17 protein-coding genes are annotated in these 18,756 nt (G+C 56.0%); 12 read left to right on the top strand and 5 right to left on the bottom strand.

The features are described 5' to 3' along the window. Positions 1-139 precede the first annotated feature (139 nt). From aspS to ruvB, 6 genes are all read left to right on the top strand, one after another. Positions 140-1,912, top strand: a complete 1,773-nt coding sequence (gene aspS / locus HX884_RS02450; protein WP_013096080.1) for an aspartate--tRNA ligase — start codon at positions 140-142, stop codon at positions 1,910-1,912. Between the two features lies 1 nt (position 1,913). Beyond that, positions 1,914-2,357, top strand: a complete 444-nt coding sequence (nudB, locus tag HX884_RS02445) for a dihydroneopterin triphosphate diphosphatase (protein ID WP_023620451.1) — start codon at positions 1,914-1,916, stop codon at positions 2,355-2,357. 27 nt (positions 2,358-2,384) lie between these two features. Continuing rightward, a complete protein-coding gene (locus HX884_RS02440; protein ID WP_013096082.1) occupies positions 2,385-3,125 on the top strand; it encodes a YebC/PmpR family DNA-binding transcriptional regulator in 741 nt (246 codons plus the stop codon). Between the two features lie 34 nt (positions 3,126-3,159). After that, positions 3,160-3,681: a crossover junction endodeoxyribonuclease RuvC gene (gene ruvC, locus HX884_RS02435; RefSeq protein ID WP_178327600.1), complete on the top strand. Its 522-nt coding sequence runs from the start codon at positions 3,160-3,162 to the stop codon at positions 3,679-3,681. Between the two features lie 81 nt (positions 3,682-3,762). After that, positions 3,763-4,377 (top strand): Holliday junction branch migration protein RuvA, encoded by a 615-nt coding sequence (ruvA, locus tag HX884_RS02430; RefSeq protein ID WP_020687649.1) that lies wholly within the window; start codon positions 3,763-3,765, stop codon positions 4,375-4,377. Between the two features lie 8 nt (positions 4,378-4,385). Further along, positions 4,386-5,396 (top strand): Holliday junction branch migration DNA helicase RuvB, encoded by a 1,011-nt coding sequence (gene ruvB / locus HX884_RS02425; RefSeq protein ID WP_013096086.1) that lies wholly within the window; start codon positions 4,386-4,388, stop codon positions 5,394-5,396. A 59-nt stretch (positions 5,397-5,455) separates the two neighbouring features. Here ruvB and znuB read toward each other — a convergent pair whose 3' ends face one another. After that, positions 5,456-6,241, bottom strand: a complete 786-nt coding sequence (gene znuB / locus HX884_RS02420; protein WP_130626254.1) for a zinc ABC transporter permease subunit ZnuB — start codon at positions 6,239-6,241, stop codon at positions 5,456-5,458. Further along, entirely contained in the window at positions 6,238-6,993 is a 756-nt protein-coding gene (gene znuC / locus HX884_RS02415) for a zinc ABC transporter ATP-binding protein ZnuC (RefSeq protein WP_014832401.1), read from the bottom strand. Before znuC ends, znuB begins: the two co-directional genes overlap by 4 nt. 77 nt (positions 6,994-7,070) lie before the next feature. On the opposite strand from znuC, the gene znuA reads away from it, so the two are divergent. From znuA to lpxM, 3 genes are all read left to right on the top strand, one after another. Next, positions 7,071-8,015 carry a zinc ABC transporter substrate-binding protein ZnuA gene (znuA, locus tag HX884_RS02410; RefSeq protein ID WP_178327614.1) on the top strand — a complete coding sequence of 315 codons (945 nt, stop codon included), beginning with the start codon at positions 7,071-7,073 and terminating at the stop codon, positions 8,013-8,015. A 15-nt stretch (positions 8,016-8,030) separates the two neighbouring features. Then, entirely contained in the window at positions 8,031-9,350 is a 1,320-nt protein-coding gene (gene mepM / locus HX884_RS02405; protein ID WP_013096090.1) for a murein DD-endopeptidase MepM, read from the top strand. A 119-nt stretch (positions 9,351-9,469) separates the two neighbouring features. Then, positions 9,470-10,441 carry a lauroyl-Kdo(2)-lipid IV(A) myristoyltransferase gene (gene lpxM / locus HX884_RS02400; RefSeq protein WP_038419920.1) on the top strand — a complete coding sequence of 324 codons (972 nt, stop codon included), beginning with the start codon at positions 9,470-9,472 and terminating at the stop codon, positions 10,439-10,441. Between the two features lie 51 nt (positions 10,442-10,492). Here lpxM and pyk read toward each other — a convergent pair whose 3' ends face one another. Together pyk and HX884_RS02390 are read right to left on the bottom strand one after the other, a co-directional pair. After that, positions 10,493-11,935, bottom strand: a complete 1,443-nt coding sequence (gene pyk, locus HX884_RS02395; protein WP_013096092.1) for a pyruvate kinase — start codon at positions 11,933-11,935, stop codon at positions 10,493-10,495. A gap of 140 nt (positions 11,936-12,075) precedes the next feature. Next, complete coding sequence (locus HX884_RS02390) at positions 12,076-12,945, bottom strand: MurR/RpiR family transcriptional regulator (RefSeq protein ID WP_029882312.1); 870 nt, start codon at positions 12,943-12,945, stop codon at positions 12,076-12,078. 357 nt (positions 12,946-13,302) lie between these two features. Between HX884_RS02390 and zwf the strand changes: the two genes are divergently transcribed. The 3 genes from zwf (at position 13,303) to HX884_RS02375 (ending at position 17,505) form a co-directional block, all read left to right on the top strand. Then, positions 13,303-14,778, top strand: coding sequence for a glucose-6-phosphate dehydrogenase (gene zwf / locus HX884_RS02385; protein WP_014832396.1), 1,476 nt, complete (start codon positions 13,303-13,305; stop codon positions 14,776-14,778). Between the two features lie 234 nt (positions 14,779-15,012). Then, entirely contained in the window at positions 15,013-16,824 is a 1,812-nt protein-coding gene (gene edd / locus HX884_RS02380) for a phosphogluconate dehydratase (RefSeq protein WP_178327599.1), read from the top strand. 39 nt (positions 16,825-16,863) lie between these two features. Next, positions 16,864-17,505, top strand: a complete 642-nt coding sequence (locus HX884_RS02375) for a bifunctional 4-hydroxy-2-oxoglutarate aldolase/2-dehydro-3-deoxy-phosphogluconate aldolase (RefSeq protein WP_178327598.1) — start codon at positions 16,864-16,866, stop codon at positions 17,503-17,505. Between the two features lie 42 nt (positions 17,506-17,547). Here the strand turns inward: HX884_RS02375 and purT are convergent, their stop codons facing one another. Next, positions 17,548-18,726: a formate-dependent phosphoribosylglycinamide formyltransferase gene (gene purT / locus HX884_RS02370; RefSeq protein WP_178327597.1), complete on the bottom strand. Its 1,179-nt coding sequence runs from the start codon at positions 18,724-18,726 to the stop codon at positions 17,548-17,550. Positions 18,727-18,756 lie beyond the last annotated feature (30 nt).

Below are 18,756 nucleotides of genomic sequence, written 5' to 3'. Positions count from 1 at the left end.
GTGCTTCGCTCTTATCGTCCGGCGGAATTTCCAGTATAATAGCCGCCTTTTTTCATCCAGTTGTGACATACAGAAAGCTGCGACATAGTAGCCTGCATACCAGGCGACATTTAGCCTGCGGCTAATTAAGGGATATCTCATGCGTACAGAATATTGCGGGCAGCTGCGTCAGTCCCACGTCGGACAGCAGGTGACCCTGTGTGGTTGGGTCAACCGTCGTCGTGATCTTGGTAGCCTTATCTTCATTGATATGCGCGACCGCGAAGGTATCGTTCAGGTGTTCTTCGATCCGGATCGCGCGGACGCGTTGAAGCTGGCTTCTGAGCTGCGTAATGAGTTCTGCATTCAGGTCACCGGCACCGTACGTGCGCGTGACGAGAAAAACGTCAACGCAGATATGGCGACCGGTGCCATTGAAGTGCTGGCCTCCGATCTGACGATCATCAACCGTGCTGAAGCGCTGCCGCTGGACTCCAACCACGTCAACACTGAAGAAGCGCGTCTGAAATACCGCTACCTGGATCTGCGTCGCCCGGAGATGGCACAGCGCCTGAAAACCCGTGCGAAAATCACCAGCCTGGTGCGTCGCTTTATGGATGACCACGGTTTCCTCGATATCGAAACCCCGATGCTGACCAAAGCCACGCCGGAAGGCGCGCGCGATTACCTGGTGCCATCCCGCGTTCATAAAGGCAAATTCTACGCGCTGCCGCAGTCTCCACAGCTGTTTAAACAGCTGCTGATGATGTCCGGCTTCGATCGCTACTATCAGATCGTAAAATGCTTCCGTGACGAAGACCTTCGCGCTGACCGTCAGCCAGAATTTACCCAGATCGATGTGGAAACCTCCTTCATGACCGCTGAGCAGGTGCGTGAAGTGATGGAAGCGCTGGTGCGCAGCCTGTGGAATGACGTGAAGGGCGTGGAACTGGGCGACTTCCCCATTATGACCTTCGCCGAAGCCGAGCGTCGTTACGGCTCCGACAAACCAGACCTGCGTAACCCTATGGAGCTGGTGGACGTTGCTGACCTGGTGAAATCCGTTGAGTTTGCGGTGTTTGCCGGCCCGGCTAACGATCCGAAAGGTCGCGTAGCAGCCCTGCGTGTACCGGGCGGTGCAGCGCTTAGCCGTAAGCAGATTGACGACTACGGCAACTTCATCAAGATCTACGGCGCGAAAGGTCTGGCCTATATTAAAGTAACCGAGCGTGCGAAAGGTCTGGAAGGTATCACCAGCCCGGTGGCGAAGTTCCTGAATGCGGAGATTGTAGAAGCGATCCTTGAGCGCACCGGCGCACAGGATGGCGACATGATCTTCTTCGGCGCTGACAATAAGAAAATTGTTGCCGATGCAATGGGCGCGCTGCGTCTGAAACTGGGCAAAGATCTGAACCTCACCGACGAGAGCAAATGGGCGCCGTTGTGGGTTATCGACTTCCCGATGTTTGAAGACGACGGTGAAGGCGGCCTGACTGCCATGCACCACCCGTTCACCTCGCCAAAAGACATGACGGCGGCAGAGCTGAAAGCGGCACCGGAAGAGGCAGTCGCGAACGCCTACGATATGGTTATCAACGGCTATGAAGTGGGCGGCGGCTCCGTGCGTATTCACAGCGGTGAGATGCAGCAGACGGTGTTCGGCATTCTGGGCATCAACGAACAGGAACAGCGCGAGAAGTTCGGCTTCCTGCTGGATGCGCTGAAGTACGGTACGCCGCCTCACGCAGGCCTGGCATTCGGTCTCGACCGTCTGACTATGCTGCTGACCGGCACCGACAACATCCGTGACGTTATCGCCTTCCCGAAAACCACCGCAGCGGCGTGTCTGATGACCGAAGCGCCAAGCTTCGCTAACCCGGCCGCACTGGCTGAGCTGGGTATCGACGTGGTGAAAAAGGAAGAGAAAAACTGATATGGCATATAAGCGTCCCGTTTCTGTCTTAGTTGTAATTTACGCTCAGGACACGAAGCGGGTGCTGATGTTGCAGCGGCGCGATGACCCTGAATTCTGGCAGTCGGTTACCGGCAGTCTGGAAGAAGGCGAAACCGCGCCGCAGGCCGCCGCGCGTGAAGTAAAGGAAGAGGTCACCATTGACGTTGCTTGCGAGCAACTGACCCTGAAGGACTGTCAGCGCACGGTGGAGTTCGAAATTTTTAGCCATTTACGTCATCGCTATGCACCGGGTATCGAGCGCAACACGGAATCGTGGTTCTGTCTCGCGCTCCCTCACGAACGGGAGATCGTGTTCACTGAACATCTGACCTACCGCTGGGTGGATGCGGCGGATGCCGCCGCACTGACCAAATCGTGGAGCAACCGGCAGGCGATTGAAGAATTTGTAATTAACGCAGCCTGAAAAGGCGCGATTTTTGGAGAACTTTTTATGGCAGGTCATAGTAAGTGGGCCAACACCAAACACCGCAAAGCGGCACAGGATGCCAAGCGCGGTAAGATCTTTACCAAAATCATTCGCGAGCTGGTGACAGCGGCGCGTCTGGGCGGCGGCGATCCGGCGTCTAACCCACGTCTGCGTGCGGCAGTAGATAAAGCGCTGTCCAACAACATGACGCGTGACACCCTGAACCGTGCTATCGCTCGTGGCGTGGGCGGTGATGAAGACACGAACATGGAAACCATCATTTATGAAGGTTACGGTCCTGGCGGCACCGCGGTAATGGTTGAATGTCTGTCCGACAACCGTAACCGTACCGTTGCAGAAGTGCGCCATGCGTTCACCAAAACCGGGGGTAACCTGGGGACTGACGGTTCTGTAGCGTACCTGTTCAGCAAAAAAGGCGTCATCTCCTTCGAGAAAGGCGACGAAGATGTCATCATGGAAGCGGCGCTGGAAGCGGGTGCGGAAGACGTAGTGACCTTCGACGATGGCGCTATCGATGTCTACACCGCGTGGGAAGAGATGGGCGCAGTACGTGATGCGCTGGAAGCGGCGGGCCTGAAAGCCGACAACGCTGAAGTCTCCATGATCCCGTCCACCAAAGCGGATATGGATGCTGAAACGGCACCAAAACTGCTGCGTCTGATCGACATGCTTGAAGACTGCGACGACGTGCAGGAAGTGTATCACAACGGTGAGATCTCTGATGAGGTTGCAGCGACTCTCTGATGAGAGCGTTTAAACCGTTTACGGGAGACGCGTGATGTCGATTATCCTTGGGATTGACCCCGGCTCACGCGTCACCGGTTACGGCGTTATCCGTCAGGTTGGACGCCAGTTAACCTACCTTGGCAGTGGCTGTATTCGCACCAAAGTTGAAGATCTGCCGTCGCGACTGAAGCTCATTTATGCGGGCGTGACGGAGATTATCACCCAGTTTCAGCCTGACGATTTCGCCATCGAGCAGGTCTTCATGGCGAAAAACGCCGATTCGGCGTTAAAGCTCGGTCAGGCGCGGGGCGTGGCAATTGTTGCTGCCGTGAACCAGGATCTTCCGGTATTTGAATACGCGGCAAGACAGGTCAAGCAGACGGTGGTCGGAATTGGTAGCGCGGAGAAAAGCCAGGTGCAGCACATGGTGCGTACCCTGTTGAAGCTCCCCGCGAACCCGCAGGCCGATGCCGCCGATGCGCTGGCAATTGCGATCACCCACTGTCATGTCAGCCAGAACGCGATGCAAATGAGCGAGTCGCGGCTCAATCTGGCGCGAGGCAGGTTACGATAATGAGAAATCAGGCTGGATGTTTATCCAGCCTTTTTTTATTATGTCGCAAATCAATAATTTTCCAGAACGCAGGAGCGTCACGTGATAGGCAGACTCAGAGGCATCATCATTGAAAAACAACCCCCGTTAGTGCTGCTGGAAGTGGGCGGCGTGGGCTATGAAGTCCATATGCCAATGACCTGCTTCTACGAGCTGCCGGACGCGGGCAAAGAGGCGATTGTCTTTACCCAGTTTGTGGTGCGTGAAGATGCTCAACTGCTCTATGGCTTCAACAACAAACAGGAACGCACCCTGTTCCGCGAGCTGATTAAAACCAACGGCGTCGGGCCGAAGCTGGCGCTGGCCATTCTCTCCGGTATGTCCGCCCAGCAGTTCGTCAATGCCGTTGAGCGCGAAGATCCTGCCGCGCTGATTAAGCTTCCGGGCATTGGTAAGAAAACGGCAGAGCGCCTGATTGTTGAGATGAAAGACCGCTTTAAAGGTCTGCATGGCGATCTCTTTACCCCTGCTGCCGATCTGGTGCTGACTTCGCCGGGTGCGCCTGTGTCGGATGATGATGCCGAGCAGGAAGCGGTTGCCGCGCTGGTGGCGCTGGGCTATAAACCTCAGGAGGCCAGCCGAATGGTGAGCAAAATTGCCAAACCGGATGCCAGCAGTGAAACTCTGATTCGTGAAGCGCTGCGCGCTGCATTGTGAGGTAAAGGATGATTGAAGCAGATCGCCTGGTATCGGCAGGCACTATTCAGGCAGACGACGTGGTGGATCGTGCGATCCGTCCGAAGTTGCTTGATGAGTATATTGGCCAGCCGCAGGTGCGTTCCCAGATGGAGATCTTCATCCAGGCGGCAAAGCTGCGCGGCGATGCGCTCGATCACCTGCTGATTTTCGGTCCTCCGGGTTTGGGGAAAACCACCCTGGCGAATATCGTTGCCAATGAAATGGGCGTGAACCTGCGTACCACGTCTGGCCCGGTGCTGGAAAAAGCAGGCGATCTGGCGGCGATGCTGACCAATCTTGAACCGCACGACGTGCTGTTTATCGATGAGATCCACCGCCTGTCGCCGGTGGTGGAAGAGGTTCTCTATCCGGCAATGGAAGACTACCAGCTGGATATCATGATAGGCGAAGGCCCTGCCGCGCGTTCGATCAAAATCGATCTGCCGCCGTTTACCCTGATTGGCGCCACCACCCGTGCCGGGTCTTTAACCTCTCCACTGCGCGACCGCTTTGGTATTGTGCAGCGCCTCGAGTTCTATCAGGTCGCCGACCTCCAGCATATCGTGGGTCGCAGTGCCCGCTATATGGGGCTGGATATGAGCGAAGAGGGGGCATTTGAAGTGGCGAAGCGTTCGCGCGGAACACCGCGTATCGCTAACCGCCTGCTGCGCCGCGTCCGTGACTTTGCAGAAGTGAAGCACGATGGTTCTATTTCTGCCGAAATTGCTGCTCAGGCGCTGGATATGCTGAATGTCGATGCTGAGGGTTTTGACTACATGGACCGCAAGCTGCTGCTGGCGGTACTGGACAAATTCTTTGGCGGGCCGGTCGGGCTGGATAACCTGGCGGCGGCAATCGGGGAAGAGCGCGAGACAATTGAAGATGTACTCGAACCGTATCTGATTCAGCAGGGCTTCCTGCAACGTACCCCGCGTGGGCGTATGGCCACGGTGCGGGCGTGGAATCATTTTGGTATCACGCCACCGGCAATGCCGTAATGCTTAATTCCCTCTCCCACCGGGAGAGGGTTAGGATGAGGGCATCAGCGCCCTCGATATCAACTAGCGGTCTTCTTCATCATACTTAAAATAAACAGTACCGCCGCACACAGCACCACTGACGGCCCCGCAGGCGTGTCATAGAACGCCGAGAAGGTTAACCCGCCCGTTACCGCAATCATCCCGATAATCACCGCCACGCCTGCCATCTGCTCCGGCGTACGGGCAAAACGACGCGCGGTGGCCGCAGGAATAATCAGTAGCGACGTAATAATCAGCGCACCGACGAACTTCATCGCCACGCCGATGGTTAACGCCGTCACCAGCATCAGCAGCAGCTTCACCCGCTGCAACTTCACGCCGTCTACAAATGCCAGATCCGGGCTGACGGTCATCGCCAGCAAATTACGCCACTGCCACAGCAGAATACCCAGCACCACCACCACGCCAATGGCAATAGCAATGAGATCTTCAGGCGTCACGGCGAGCAGGTCGCCAAACAGATAGGCCATCAGGTCAACGCGGATATTGGACATCAGGCTCACTACCACCAGACCCAGGGACAGGGCGCTGTGCGCCATAATGCCGAGCAGGGTATCAATGGCGAGGTGAGGGCGTTTTTCCAGCCAGACCAGACCGGCGGCGAGGAGCAGCGTAACGACAATCACCGCATAGAACGGGTTGACGTCCAGCAGTAAACCAAAGGCCACGCCCAGCAGTGAAGCATGGGCCAGGGTATCGCCGAAATAGGACATTCTGCGCCAGACCACAAACGAGCCAAGCGGACCCGCGGCGCAGGCGAGCATAATCCCGGCCAGCCAGCCGGGCAGTAACAGTTCAATCATGAGTGTCCATTTCCCCGGCGCAGGACAATTCGTCCCTGTAAATCATGGCGGTGGTTATGATGATGGCGATAAATACCCAGTTGTTCAGCCCCGCGAGGGCCAAACATAGAGATAAATTCGGGGTGCATTGACACCACTTCAGGCGTGCCGGAACAGCAGATATGATGGTTCAGACAGAGCACTTCGTCGGTTTTCGCCATCACCAGATGCAGGTCGTGGGAGACCATCAGCACCGCGCAGTTCAGTTCGTGGCGCAGCTGGTCAATTAAATCGTAAAGCGCGACCTGACCATTGACGTCCACACCCTGCGTTGGCTCATCCAGTACCAGCAGCTGGGGGCTGCTGAGCAGCGCCCGGGCAAGTAACACGCGCTGGGTTTCCCCGCCGGACAGTTTTTGCAGTGGCGCGTCAACCAGGTGGCCCGCCTGGACACGTTTCAGCGCCGGAAGAATATCGGCTTTACGCGTGCCCGGGCGCAGGCGCAGGAAGCGGCTGACGGTCAGCGGCAGCGTGGCATCAAGATGTAATTTTTGCGGCACGTAGCCGATACGCAATTTTTCTTCACGCTTGATGACACCTTCATCAGGGGCTACCAGACCCAGCACCACGCGCACAAGGGTGGATTTACCCGCGCCGTTCGGACCGAGCAGCGTCAGAATTTTACCGGGCTTCAGATCCAGCGACACGTCAGAAAGGACGCGGCGCTGACCGAAAGAGACCGAAACATTTTCAAGAGAAACCAAAGTTGTCATGTCAATTTAAGCTTGCAGAAGTCAACGAATGTTATAATATCACATTCCACGCATTCATTACGATGATTAGTCGCATTATGTTACATAAAAATACGCTTCTTTTCGCAGCATTATCCGCTGCCCTTTGGGGCACAACAGCACAAGATGTTAACGCTGCCGTTGTCGCTTCGCTCAAACCGCTGGGATTCATTGCATCGGCCATTGCAGATGGGGTGACGGAAACCCAGGTTCTGCTGCCCGATGGTGCCTCTGAGCATGATTATTCCCTGCGTCCATCTGATGTAAAACGCTTACAAAACGCGGACTTAGTTGTCTGGATTGGGCCGGAGATGGAAGCCTTCATGCAGAAGTCTGCGAACCAGATCGCGGACACGAAAAAGGTCACCATTGCCGAACTTTCTGGCGTGAAACCGTTGCTGATGAAGGGGAGTGACGACGACGGTGACGAACACGAAGGTCATCATGCTCATGATGAAAAAGGTGACGGGGATCACCATCACGGCGAGTACAATATGCATCTTTGGCTCTCCCCAGAGATAGCGCGGCTTTCGGCGGTTGCAATCCATGACAAATTAGTGGAACTTATGCCGCAAAGTCGAGCCAAACTAGACGCCAACCTGAAGGATTTTGAGGCACAATTAGCCGCAACCGATAAGCAGGTGGATAACGAGCTGGCACCGCTGAAAGGAAAAGGGTATTTCGTTTTTCATGACGCCTATGGCTATTACGAAAAACACTACGGCCTGACCCCGCGTGGGCATTTTACCGTCAACCCTGAAATTCAGCCTGGTGCGCAGCGTTTACATGAGATCAGAACACAGTTGGTTGAGCAAAAAGCGTCCTGCGTTTTTGCTGAGCCACAGTTCAGGCCAGCGGTCGTAGAAGCCGTGGCCAGGGGAACATCCGTGCGCATGGGAACCCTTGACCCGCTAGGAACGAACATCCAGTTGAGTAAAGCGAGCTATTCGCAGTTCCTCACTCAACTGGCGAACCAGTATGCGAGCTGCCTGAAAGGAGATTAACGAGGAAGTGAATACGTGCAACAGATAGCCCGCTCTGTCGCCCTGGCATTTAACAATCTGCCCCGACCCCATCGCGTTATGCTGGGGTCGCTTACAGTTCTCACCTTAGCGGTCGCCGTCTGGCGGCCCTATGTTTACCACCCGAGTTCTGCCCCTATCATCAAAACCATCGAGCTTGAGAAGAACGAAATCCGTTCTCTGCTGCCGGAGGCCAGTGAGCCTATCGACCAGGCGGCTCAGGAAGATGAAGCCATTCCGCAGGATGAGCTGGACGATAAAACCGAGAATGAAGCCGGGATCCATGAATATGTGGTCTCCACTGGCGATACGCTGAGCAGCGTACTGAACCAGTACGGCATTGACATGGGGAATATCAGCCAGCTGGCTGCCGCAGATAAAGACCTGCGTAACCTGAAAATTGGCCAGCAGCTCTCGTGGACGTTAACGCCAGAGGGCGATCTGCAGCGCCTGACCTGGGAAATGTCCCGTCGCGAAACGCGCACCTACGACCGCACTGCAAACGGTTTCAAGATGACCAGCGAGTTGCAGAAGGGCGACTGGGTTAACAGCGTGATGAAAGGGACCGTAGGCGCAAGCTTTGTCTCCAGCGCGCGCGATGCGGGCCTGACCAGCGCTGAAATCAGCTCGGTTATCAAAGCCATGCAGTGGCAGATGGATTTCCGTAAGCTGAAAAAAGGTGATGAGTTCTCCGTACTGATGTCCCGCGAAATGCTGGACGGCAAGCGTGAGCAGAGCCAACTGGTGGGGGTACGTTTGCGCTCTGATGGCAAAGATTACTACGCCATTCGCGCTGAAGACGGCAAATTCTATGACCGCAGCGGTACCGGGCTTGCGAAAGGCTTCCTGCGCTTCCCAACGGCGAAACAATTCCGCATCTCATCCAACTTCAACCCGCGTCGTCTGAACCCGGTCACCGGGCGTGTGGCGCCGCACCGTGGCGTAGACTTCGCCATGCCACAGGGCACACCGGTGCTGGCGGTGGGAGATGGTGAAGTGGTTGTCGCCAAACGCAGCGGGGCTGCCGGGTACTATGTTGCGGTCCGTCATGGTCGCACTTATACCACCCGTTATATGCACCTGCGTAAGCTGCTGGTGAAACCAGGCCAGAAAGTGAAACGTGGCGACCGTATCGCCCTCTCAGGCAATACCGGGCGTTCTACGGGGCCGCACCTGCATTATGAAGTGTGGATCAACCAGCAGGCGGTAAACCCGCTGACGGCGAAACTGCCGCGCACCGAAGGGCTGACGGGTAAAGATCGTAAAGATTACCTGGCGCAGGTGAAAGAGGTTGTGCCGCAACTGCGTTTCGACTAAACCCTTCCGTTTTGTCTAAAGCCGGCGTCAGTAAGCGCCGGCTTTTTCTTTTGTGCGTGGGGCGCTGCCTCGCTACACTATCGTCATTATATTTTGCGTCACCAGACCCTGGAACCAGCATGGAAACCAAAAAAAACAATATTGAGTTCATTCCTGAGTTTGAAAAATCCTTTCGCCACCCGCGTAACTGGGGCGCCTGGCTTGGCGTTTACGCGTTTGCTGGCATTGCCATGTTACCTGCCTCTGTGCGCGATCCCGTTCTGGGTAAAATTGGCCGTCTCGCAGGACGAATGGGCAAAAGTGCCCGCCGTCGCGCGCAAATCAATCTCTTCTACTGCTTCCCGGAAAAGAGCGATGCCGAGCGCGAAGCGATTATTGATGACATGTATACCACCGCGCCACAGGCCATGGCGATGATGGCAGAGCTGGCGCTAAAAGGGCCAGAAAAGGTCCTTAAGCGTGTTGACTGGAAAGGGCTGGAGATCATTGACGAGATGCGCCGCAACGATGAAAAAGTGATTTTTCTCGTTCCGCACGGCTGGGGAGTGGATATCCCGGCCATGTTGATGGCATCTCAGGGCCAGAAGATGGCGGCCATGTTCCATAACCAGGGTAATAAAGTCTTTGATTTCGTCTGGAACACCGTGCGTCGTCGTTTTGGTGGACGCCTGCACGCCCGTAACGATGGTATCAAGCCGTTTATTCAGTCCGTGCGACAGGGGTACTGGGGTTACTATCTGCCGGATCAGGATCACGGTCCTGAGCACAGCGAGTTTGTCGATTTCTTTGCCACCTACAAGGCGACACTTCCGGCGATTGGCCGTCTGATGAAAGTCTGCCGCGCCCGGGTTATTCCGCTGTTCCCGGTCTACGATGGCAACACGCACCGTCTGAGCATTGAGGTTCGCCCGCCGATGGACGACTTACTGACCGCGGACGATAACACCATCGCGCGTCGCATGAACGAAGAGGTGGAGGTGCTGGTGGGGCCGCATCTTGAGCAATACACGTGGATCCTGAAGTTGCTCAAAACGCGTAAGCCTGGCGAGAAAGAGCCGTATCAGCGCAAAGAACTTTACCCAAAGAAATAAAACCCCTCACGCTGACCCTCTCCCCATGGGGGAGAGGGGAACATCTTTTTATTATTCGACGGTTAATACGCGAGTGGTGTTGGTTGAGCCGATGGTGCTCATGACATCACCCTGGGTCACGATGACAATATCACCGGATACCAGGTAGCCTTTGTCGCGCAGCAGATTAACGGCATCGTGCGCCGCTGCCACACCGTCATTGGTGCTGTCAAAGTAAACCGGGGTTACGCCGCGGTACAGCGCCGTCAGGTTCAGCGTGCGCTCGTGGCGGGACATCGCGAAGATCGGCAGACCGGAGCTGATACGGGACGTCATTAGCGCGGTACGGCCCGATTCGGTCATGGTGATGATCGCCGTGACGCCCTTCAGATGGTTAGCCGCATACATGGCGGACATCGCAATCGCTTCTTCCACATTGTCGAACTGCACGTCCAGACGGTGTTTAGAGACGTTAATGCTTGGGATCTTCTCTGCGCCCAGACAGACGCGCGCCATCGCGGCAACGGTTTCTGCCGGGTACTGACCGGCTGCGGTTTCAGCGGAAAGCATGACCGCATCGGTACCGTCCAGCACGGCGTTAGCCACGTCCATCACCTCTGCACGGGTCGGCATTGGGTTGGTAATCATGGATTCCATCATCTGGGTTGCGGTGATCACCGCGCGGTTCAACTGACGCGCGCGACGGATCAGCGCTTTCTGGATGCCGACCAGTTCCGGGTCGCCAATTTCCACACCCAGATCGCCACGGGCAACCATCACCACGTCAGACGCCAGAATCACGTCGTCCATGGCATCCTGATCGCAAACGGCTTCCGCACGTTCAACTTTTGCTACGATTTTCGCGTCGCAGCCTGCATCACGCGCCAGACGACGGGCATAGTTCAGGTCTTCGCCGCAGCGCGGGAAGGAGACGGCCAGATAGTCCACGCCGATCAGCGCCGCGGTAACGATATCCGCTTTGTCTTTATCGGTCAGCGCTTCGGCAGACAGGCCACCGCCGAGTTTGTTAATGCCTTTGTTGTTAGAGAGTGGGCCGCCGACGGTGACTTCGGTGAACACCTTCATCCCCTGAACTTCCAGCACTTTCAGCTGAACACGACCGTCGTCGAGCAGCAGGATATCGCCAGGCACAACGTCAGCCGGCAGACCTTTATAGTCGATACCCACTTTCTCTTTATCGCCTTCACCTTTACCCAGGTTGGCATCAAGCAGGAATTTATCGCCGATATTGAGGAAAACTTTGCCTTCTTTGAAGGTCGAGACACGAATTTTTGGACCCTGCAGGTCACCGAGGATAGCAACATGGCGGCCCAGTTTAGCCGCGATCTCACGCACTTTGTCGGCACGTAATTTATGGTCTTCTGGCGTACCGTGAGAGAAGTTCATACGCACCACGTTGGCACCCGCGGCGATAATCTTTTCGAGGTTATTATCGCGATCGGTGGCCGGGCCTAAGGTGGTGACGATCTTGGTTCTGCGAAGCCTTCTGGACATGTAATACTCCGTTGACTGAAACAACTTTGGTGTTGCGTGAAGATTGAATCGGCCTTCATCTGCTGCAAAGCAACCGCGAGGGGACCGAATGCCGTAAATCGTTACATCGTAATTATTCGTTACGTCTTAGTTATCTACTATCAGGGAACATCGCTCTTTATAAGCAATTCTTTATCAAAACGCGATTCCTTGAGCGCTTCCTTGACACGCTTCAAGTTATCTCTGAATTTAGCGCCGCGGCGTAAGGTAAAACCGGTTGCCAGGACGTCAATCACCGTCAGCTGCGCCAGACGGGAGACCATTGGCATATAGATATCCGTATCTTCCGGAACGTCCAGAGTGATGGCGAGCGTGGCTTCTCTTGCCAGCGGCGTGCCTGCCGTCGTGAGGGCGATAACCATGGCATCGTTTTCACGCGCCAGCTGCGCCAGCTCAACCTGACTTTTGGTGCGCCCGGTATGGGAAATCAGGACCACCACGTCATCCTCGCTACAATTCATACAGCTCATGCGTTGCAACACGATGTCATCGGAATAAATGACCGGGACGTTAAAGCGGAAGAATTTATTCATGGCATCATGCGCCACGGCCGCCGACGAACCGAGTCCGAAGAACGCAATTCGCTTGGCCTGGGTCAGCAAATCGACCGCCCGGTTAACGGAACTCATATCCAGCGACTGACGCACGTGGTCAAGCGTGGCCATGGCCGATTCAAATATTTTCGCCGTGTATGCATCTACGCTGTCGTCTTCATCCACATTGCGATTAACATAGGGCGTACCATTTGCCAGACTTTGTGCCAGATGCAGTTTAAAATCAGGAAAGCCACGCGTTTCCAGGCTCCGGCAGAACCGATTCACCGTCGGCTCGCTGACGCCTGCATCCTGTGCCAGAGCGGCGATGCTTGAATGAATCGCCTGAGCAGGCGAGGCGAGAATAACTTCAGCCACTTTTCGCTCGGATTTGCTAAGGTGTTCCAGTTGAAACTGGATTTTTTCCAGCATGTTCATGTTAACAGGACGCTCATGGGTGTAAACGATTTCATCCATAGATGAAATTGAGATTCGATTTAGCCGATATTACCCTCGTGGCTTCCATAAAGGGTAACAGTCGACAAGATAATGTTGTTGTTTTTTTTCATTACTTGATCGGTGTCGGGTTTTACTGTGACCGTGTTGCGCAAAGAATCGACGCTTGTTGCGTCATCAGGCCAGCGTAATCCTCTTAAGGGGTGAAAAATCGCCGTATCGCACGCGACGTTAAGCGCTAATGGTTTCGGGAATGACGTAAAAGCAGTACAGTGCATTGTAATAAAATTACAACGATACCTGGCAGAAGCACCAGGTGATCCAACTGAGGAGAATGACATGGCGGTAACGCAAACAGCCCAGGCATGTGACCTGGTCATTTTCGGCGCGAAAGGCGATCTTGCACGCCGAAAATTGCTGCCTTCCCTGTATCAACTGGAGAAAGCGGGCCAACTTCATCCGGATACCCGTATCCTGGGTGTAGGGCGCGCCGACTGGGACAAGGACGCATACACCAAAGTCGTGCGTGAAGCGCTCGAAACTTTCATGAAAGAGAAAATTGATGAAAGTTTGTGGGATACCCTGAGCGGACGTCTCGATTTCTGCAATCTGGATGTGAACGACGTGAGCGCGTTTACCCGTCTGGGTGAGATGCTGGATCAGAAAAACCGGGTCACCATTAACTATTTCGCCATGCCTCCAAGCACCTTCGGTGCCATCTGTAAAGGTCTGGGCGAAGCGAATCTGAACGCCAAACCTGCGCGTGTGGTAATGGAAAAACCGCTGGGTACCTCGCTGTCAACCTCCCGCGAAATCAACGACCAGGTGGGCGAATACTTCGAAGAGTGCCAGGTCTACCGCATCGACCACTATCTGGGCAAAGAGACGGTACTGAACCTGCTGGCGCTGCGTTTTGCCAACTCCCTGTTTGTGAACAACTGGGACAACCGTACCATCGACCACGTGGAAATCACCGTGGCCGAAGAGGTGGGTATCGAAGGCCGCTGGGGTTACTTTGACCAGGCCGGTCAGATGCGTGACATGATCCAGAACCACCTGCTGCAGGTACTCTGCATGATTGCCATGTCTCCGCCATCAGACCTGACCGCTGACAGCATCCGCGACGCGAAGGTGAAAGTGCTGAAGTCACTGCGTCGTATCGACCGTTCTAACGTGCGCGAGAAGACGGTGCGTGGTCAGTACACATCCGGCTTTGCGCAGGGCAAAAAAGTCCCTGGTTATCTGGAAGAAGAGGGCGCGAACAAGTCCAGCAACACTGAGACGTTCGTGGCGATCCGCGTGGATATCGATGACTGGCGTTGGGCGGGGGTGCCGTTCTACCTGCGTACCGGTAAACGTCTGCCAGCCAAATGCTCTGAAGTTGTCGTTTACTTCAAAAACCCTGAGCTGAACCTGTTCAAAGAGTCGTGGCAGGAGCTGCCGCAGAACAAACTGACTATCCGTCTGCAGCCGGATGAAGGTGTGGATATCCAGATCCTGAACAAAGTGCCGGGGCTGGATCACAAACATAACCTGCAGACCACCAAACTGGATCTGAGCTACTCCGAGACCTTCAATCAAACGCACCTGGCGGATGCTTACGAGCGCCTGCTGCTGGAAACCATGCGCGGTATCCAGGCGTTGTTTGTGCGTCGTGACGAAGTGGAAGAGGCGTGGAAATGGGTCGACTCCATCACCGAAGCCTGGGCTGCCGATCAGGATCCGCCAAAACCGTATCAGGCGGGCACATGGGGACCTGTCGCCTCCGTGGCGATGATCACCCGTGATGGCCGCTCCTGGAACGAGTTTGAGTAAGATAATCCTCTAGCCCGAAGGTGTTATTTTACCGGTAACATGATCTAACACAGCTAGTGGCACAATTTTTATACTTTTAAGCTCCGCGTGGATTCACCCGCGGGGCTTTTTTTATTACACTGCCGGAAGCGATTTTGCCCCTGAGCTCCGGACAGCAAGCGTTTCAGCGTTGTTAACAACTGCCAGCGACTTTGTAAACTCCCGAGCCCGGACAGATATATTAGAGGAGCTTTTATGAATCCGACATTGTTACGCGTAACACAACGCATTATCGAGCGCTCGAAAGAGACCCGTTCGGCCTACCTCGCCCGCATTGAACAGGCTAAGACCAATACCGTACACCGCTCGCAGCTGGCCTGCGGTAACCTGGCGCACGGTTTCGCCGCCTGTCAGCCTGAAGACAAAGCCTCATTAAAGAGCATGCTGCGTAACAATATCGCCATCATTACCTCCTATAACGACATGCTCTCCGCGCATCAGCCGTACGAAGTGTACCCGGACATCATCCGTAAAGCGCTGCACAGCGTGAATGCGGTGGGCCAGGTGGCGGGGGGCGTGCCGGCCATGTGTGACGGTGTGACCCAGGGGCAGGACGGGATGGAGCTGTCGCTGCTGAGCCGCGAAGTCATTGCCATGTCTGCAGCGGTCGGTCTTTCTCACAATATGTTCGATGGCGCGCTGTACCTCGGCGTGTGCGACAAGATTGTCCCGGGGCTCGCCATGGCGGCTCTGTCGTTTGGTCATCTTCCGGCCATTTTTGTGCCGTCAGGTCCGATGGCCAGCGGTTTGCCAAACAAAGAAAAAGTGCGTATCCGCCAGCTGTATGCCGAAGGTAAAGCAGACCGCCAGGCGCTGCTGGAAGCGGAAGCCGCCTCTTACCATGCGCCGGGTACCTGTACCTTCTACGGTACGGCCAACACCAACCAGATGGTGGTGGAATTTATGGGGATGCAGCTTCCGGGCTCCTCCTTCATTCAACCCGATGCGCCGCTGCGCAAGGCTGTGACCGAAGCCGCCGCCCGTCAGGTGACGCGTCTGACCGGGAACGGCAACGAGTGGATGCCGCTGGGTAAAATGGTCGACGAGAAAGTGATCGTCAACGGCATCGTGGCCCTGCTGGCAACGGGGGGCTCAACCAACCACACCATGCACCTTGTTGCAATGGCACGTGCGGCTGGCATCCTGATCAACTGGGATGATTTCTCCGACATCTCTTCCGTGGTGCCGCTGATGGCGCGCCTGTATCCGAACGGTCCGGCAGACATTAACCACTTCCAGGCCGCCGGTGGCGTACCGGTGTTGATGCGTGAGCTGCTCAAGGGCGGTCTGTTGCACGAAGACGTGAACACGGTGGCGGGTTATGGTCTGCATCGCTATACCCTTGAGCCGTGGCTGAACAACGGTGAGCTGGACTGGCGTGATGGGGCGAGCGCCTCTCTTGATCCACAGGTCATTGCTACCTTCGAACAGCCGTTCTCACGCCACGGCGGCACGAAAGTGCTGAGCGGCAACCTGGGACGCGCGGTGATGAAAACCTCTGCCGTGCCGGAAGAGAACCAGGTGATTGAAGCCCCGGCAGTGGTCTTTGAGAGCCAGCATGATGTTTTACCTGCCTTTGATGCGGGCCTTCTCGACAAGGATTGCGTGGTGGTGGTGCGTCATCAGGGACCCAAAGCGAACGGGATGCCAGAATTACATAAACTTATGCCACCACTTGGTGTATTATTGGACCGCCGTTTCAAAATTGCACTGGTCACCGATGGACGCCTCTCGGGTGCCTCAGGTAAAGTGCCTTCAGCCATCCACGTAACGCCTGAAGCGTATGATGGTGGTTTGCTGGCTAAGGTGCGTGACGGCGACATCATCCGCGTCAATGGCCAGACAGGTGAGTTAACCCTGCTGGTGGACGAAGCCGAGCTGGCGGCCCGTCAGCCGCATATTCCAGACCTGAGCGCATCGCGCGTGGGAACGGGACGCGAAATGTTTGGCGCGCTGCGTGAGAAACTCTCCGGGGCGGAGCAGGGCGCAACCTGTATTACGTTTTAAGACGACTTGATTTTATCGATCTGGCGAGAGAAAACTCTGATGAAAAACTGGAAAACAAGTGCAGAAGCAATCCTGACCACTGGCCCCGTTGTGCCGGTTATCGTGGTGAACAAACTGGAGCACGCGGTACCGATGGCGAAAGCGCTGGTTGCGGGTGGCGTTCGCGTTCTGGAAGTGACCCTGCGTACCGCCTGCGCGATGGATGCGATTCGTGCCATCGCTAAAGACGTGCCGGATGCCATCATTGGTGCGGGTACCGTTACGAACGCAAAACAGCTGGCTGAAGTGACCGAAGCGGGCGCGCAGTTTGCCATCAGCCCGGGTCTGACCGAGCCGCTGTTAAAAGCGGCAACCGAGGGCACCATCCCGCTGATCCCGGGGATCAGCACCGTTTCTGAACTGATGCTTGGCATGGACTACGGTCTGAAAGAGTTCAAATTCTTCCCGGCAGAAGCCAACGGCGGCACCAAAGCGCTGCAGGCGATTGCGGGTCCCTTCTCTCAGGTGCGCTTCTGCCCGACGGGCGGCATCTCTCTGGCCAACTACCGTGATTACCTGGCGCTGAAGAGCGTGCTGTGCATCGGCGGCTCCTGGCTGGTACCGGCGGATGCCCTGGAAGCAGGCGACTGGGATCGCATCACCAGACTGGCTCGCGAAGCGGTTGAAGGCGCGAAGCAGTAAGCACCTCGCATCATGAAAAACGGGCCATCAGGCCCGTTTTTTTTATCCGTTAACGCTAACCGCGGCAGCGGCAGCTTTCGCCCTTGCCACGGCATCATCCACGCTATTGCCAGTGGCTAATGCCACGCCCAGTCGACGCGTACCGTCGATCTCCGGTTTCCCGAACAGGCGAACCTGCAGACCTGTCCCAACCGCGCCTTCAACGTTGTCAAAGGTGATGTTCTGGCTGGTCAGTTGCGGGAGGATCACCGCCGAGGCGGCCGGACCATACTGGCGAATACCGCCAACCGGCAGGCCGAGGAACGCGCGCACGTGCAGGGCGAACTCGGAGAGATCCTGGGAAATCAGGGTCACCATCCCGGTATCGTGCGGGCGAGGGGACACTTCGCTGAATATCACCTCATCACCGCAGACAAACAGTTCCACACCGAACAGGCCGTAACCGCCCAGCGCCAGCACCGTTTTACGGGCGATCTCCTGCGCGCGCGCCAGCGCCAGGGCACTCATCTGCTGCGGCTGCCAGGATTCACGGTAATCGCCATCCTCCTGACGGTGTCCAATCGGATCGCAGAAATGGACACCATCAACGGCACTGACGGTCAGGAGGGTAATTTCGAAATCAAACTTCACCACGCCTTCAACAATCACGCGACCGGCTCCGGCGCGACCGCCCTGTTGGGCATAATCCCATGCCTTGTCCAGCGTGCTGCTGTCGCGGATGAAGCTCTGCCCTTTACCGGAGGAGCTCATCACCGGCTTAATGATGCACGGATAGCCAATCTCCTCAACGGCCTGCAGGAAAGCAGCTTTATCGCCGGCAAAACGATAGCCAGAGGTGGGTAAACCCAGCTCTTCCGCCGCCAGGCGACGAATGCCTTCGCGATTCATGGTCAGCTTCGCGGCCTTTGCACAGGGCACCACGCGCTGGCCTTCCTGTTCAAGGGCAAGCAGCGTATCGGTGGCGATGGCTTCGATTTCCGGTACGACAAAATCCGGTTTCTCACGCGTAATCAGCTCGCGCAGGGCATCGCCATCCAGCATGTTAATCACATAAGAACGGTGGGCAACGTGCATGGCGGGTGCATCGGCGTACCGGTCTACGGCAATGACTTCCACGCCTAAACGCTGACACTCAATGGCGACCTCTTTGCCCAGTTCACCCGATCCCAACAGCATTACACGCGTCGCCGCAGGTCGCAGCGCGGTTCCTAAACGAGTCATAACAATCCCCCTGAAAAAGTTGCGCGCAGT

Origin of the sequence: Enterobacter sp. SECR19-1250, from assembly GCF_013391025.1 — a bacterium.
GTDB lineage: Bacteria > Pseudomonadota > Gammaproteobacteria > Enterobacterales > Enterobacteriaceae > Enterobacter > Enterobacter cloacae.
Note: the sequence above shows the minus strand (reverse complement) of the source record. Positions and strands in the feature narration are given on the sequence as shown.

Excerpts from the sequence above, each read along its gene's own strand:
- aspS (WP_013096080.1), top strand. The coding sequence starts at position 140 with ATGCGTACAGAATATTGCGGGCAGCTGCGTCAGTCCCACGTCGGACAG.
- nudB (WP_023620451.1), top strand. The coding sequence starts at position 1,914 with ATGGCATATAAGCGTCCCGTTTCTGTCTTAGTTGTAATTTACGCTCAG.
- HX884_RS02440 (WP_013096082.1), top strand. The coding sequence starts at position 2,385 with ATGGCAGGTCATAGTAAGTGGGCCAACACCAAACACCGCAAAGCGGCA.
- ruvC (WP_178327600.1), top strand. The coding sequence starts at position 3,160 with ATGTCGATTATCCTTGGGATTGACCCCGGCTCACGCGTCACCGGTTAC.
- ruvB (WP_013096086.1), top strand. The coding sequence starts at position 4,386 with ATGATTGAAGCAGATCGCCTGGTATCGGCAGGCACTATTCAGGCAGAC.
- znuB (WP_130626254.1), bottom strand. The coding sequence starts at position 6,241 with ATGATTGAACTGTTACTGCCCGGCTGGCTGGCCGGGATTATGCTCGCC.
- znuC (WP_014832401.1), bottom strand. The coding sequence starts at position 6,993 with ATGACAACTTTGGTTTCTCTTGAAAATGTTTCGGTCTCTTTCGGTCAG.
- znuA (WP_178327614.1), top strand. The coding sequence starts at position 7,071 with ATGTTACATAAAAATACGCTTCTTTTCGCAGCATTATCCGCTGCCCTT.
- lpxM (WP_038419920.1), top strand. The coding sequence starts at position 9,470 with ATGGAAACCAAAAAAAACAATATTGAGTTCATTCCTGAGTTTGAAAAA.
- pyk (WP_013096092.1), bottom strand. The coding sequence starts at position 11,935 with ATGTCCAGAAGGCTTCGCAGAACCAAGATCGTCACCACCTTAGGCCCG.
- HX884_RS02390 (WP_029882312.1), bottom strand. The coding sequence starts at position 12,945 with ATGAACATGCTGGAAAAAATCCAGTTTCAACTGGAACACCTTAGCAAA.
- zwf (WP_014832396.1), top strand. The coding sequence starts at position 13,303 with ATGGCGGTAACGCAAACAGCCCAGGCATGTGACCTGGTCATTTTCGGC.
- edd (WP_178327599.1), top strand. The coding sequence starts at position 15,013 with ATGAATCCGACATTGTTACGCGTAACACAACGCATTATCGAGCGCTCG.
- HX884_RS02375 (WP_178327598.1), top strand. The coding sequence starts at position 16,864 with ATGAAAAACTGGAAAACAAGTGCAGAAGCAATCCTGACCACTGGCCCC.
- purT (WP_178327597.1), bottom strand. The coding sequence starts at position 18,726 with ATGACTCGTTTAGGAACCGCGCTGCGACCTGCGGCGACGCGTGTAATG.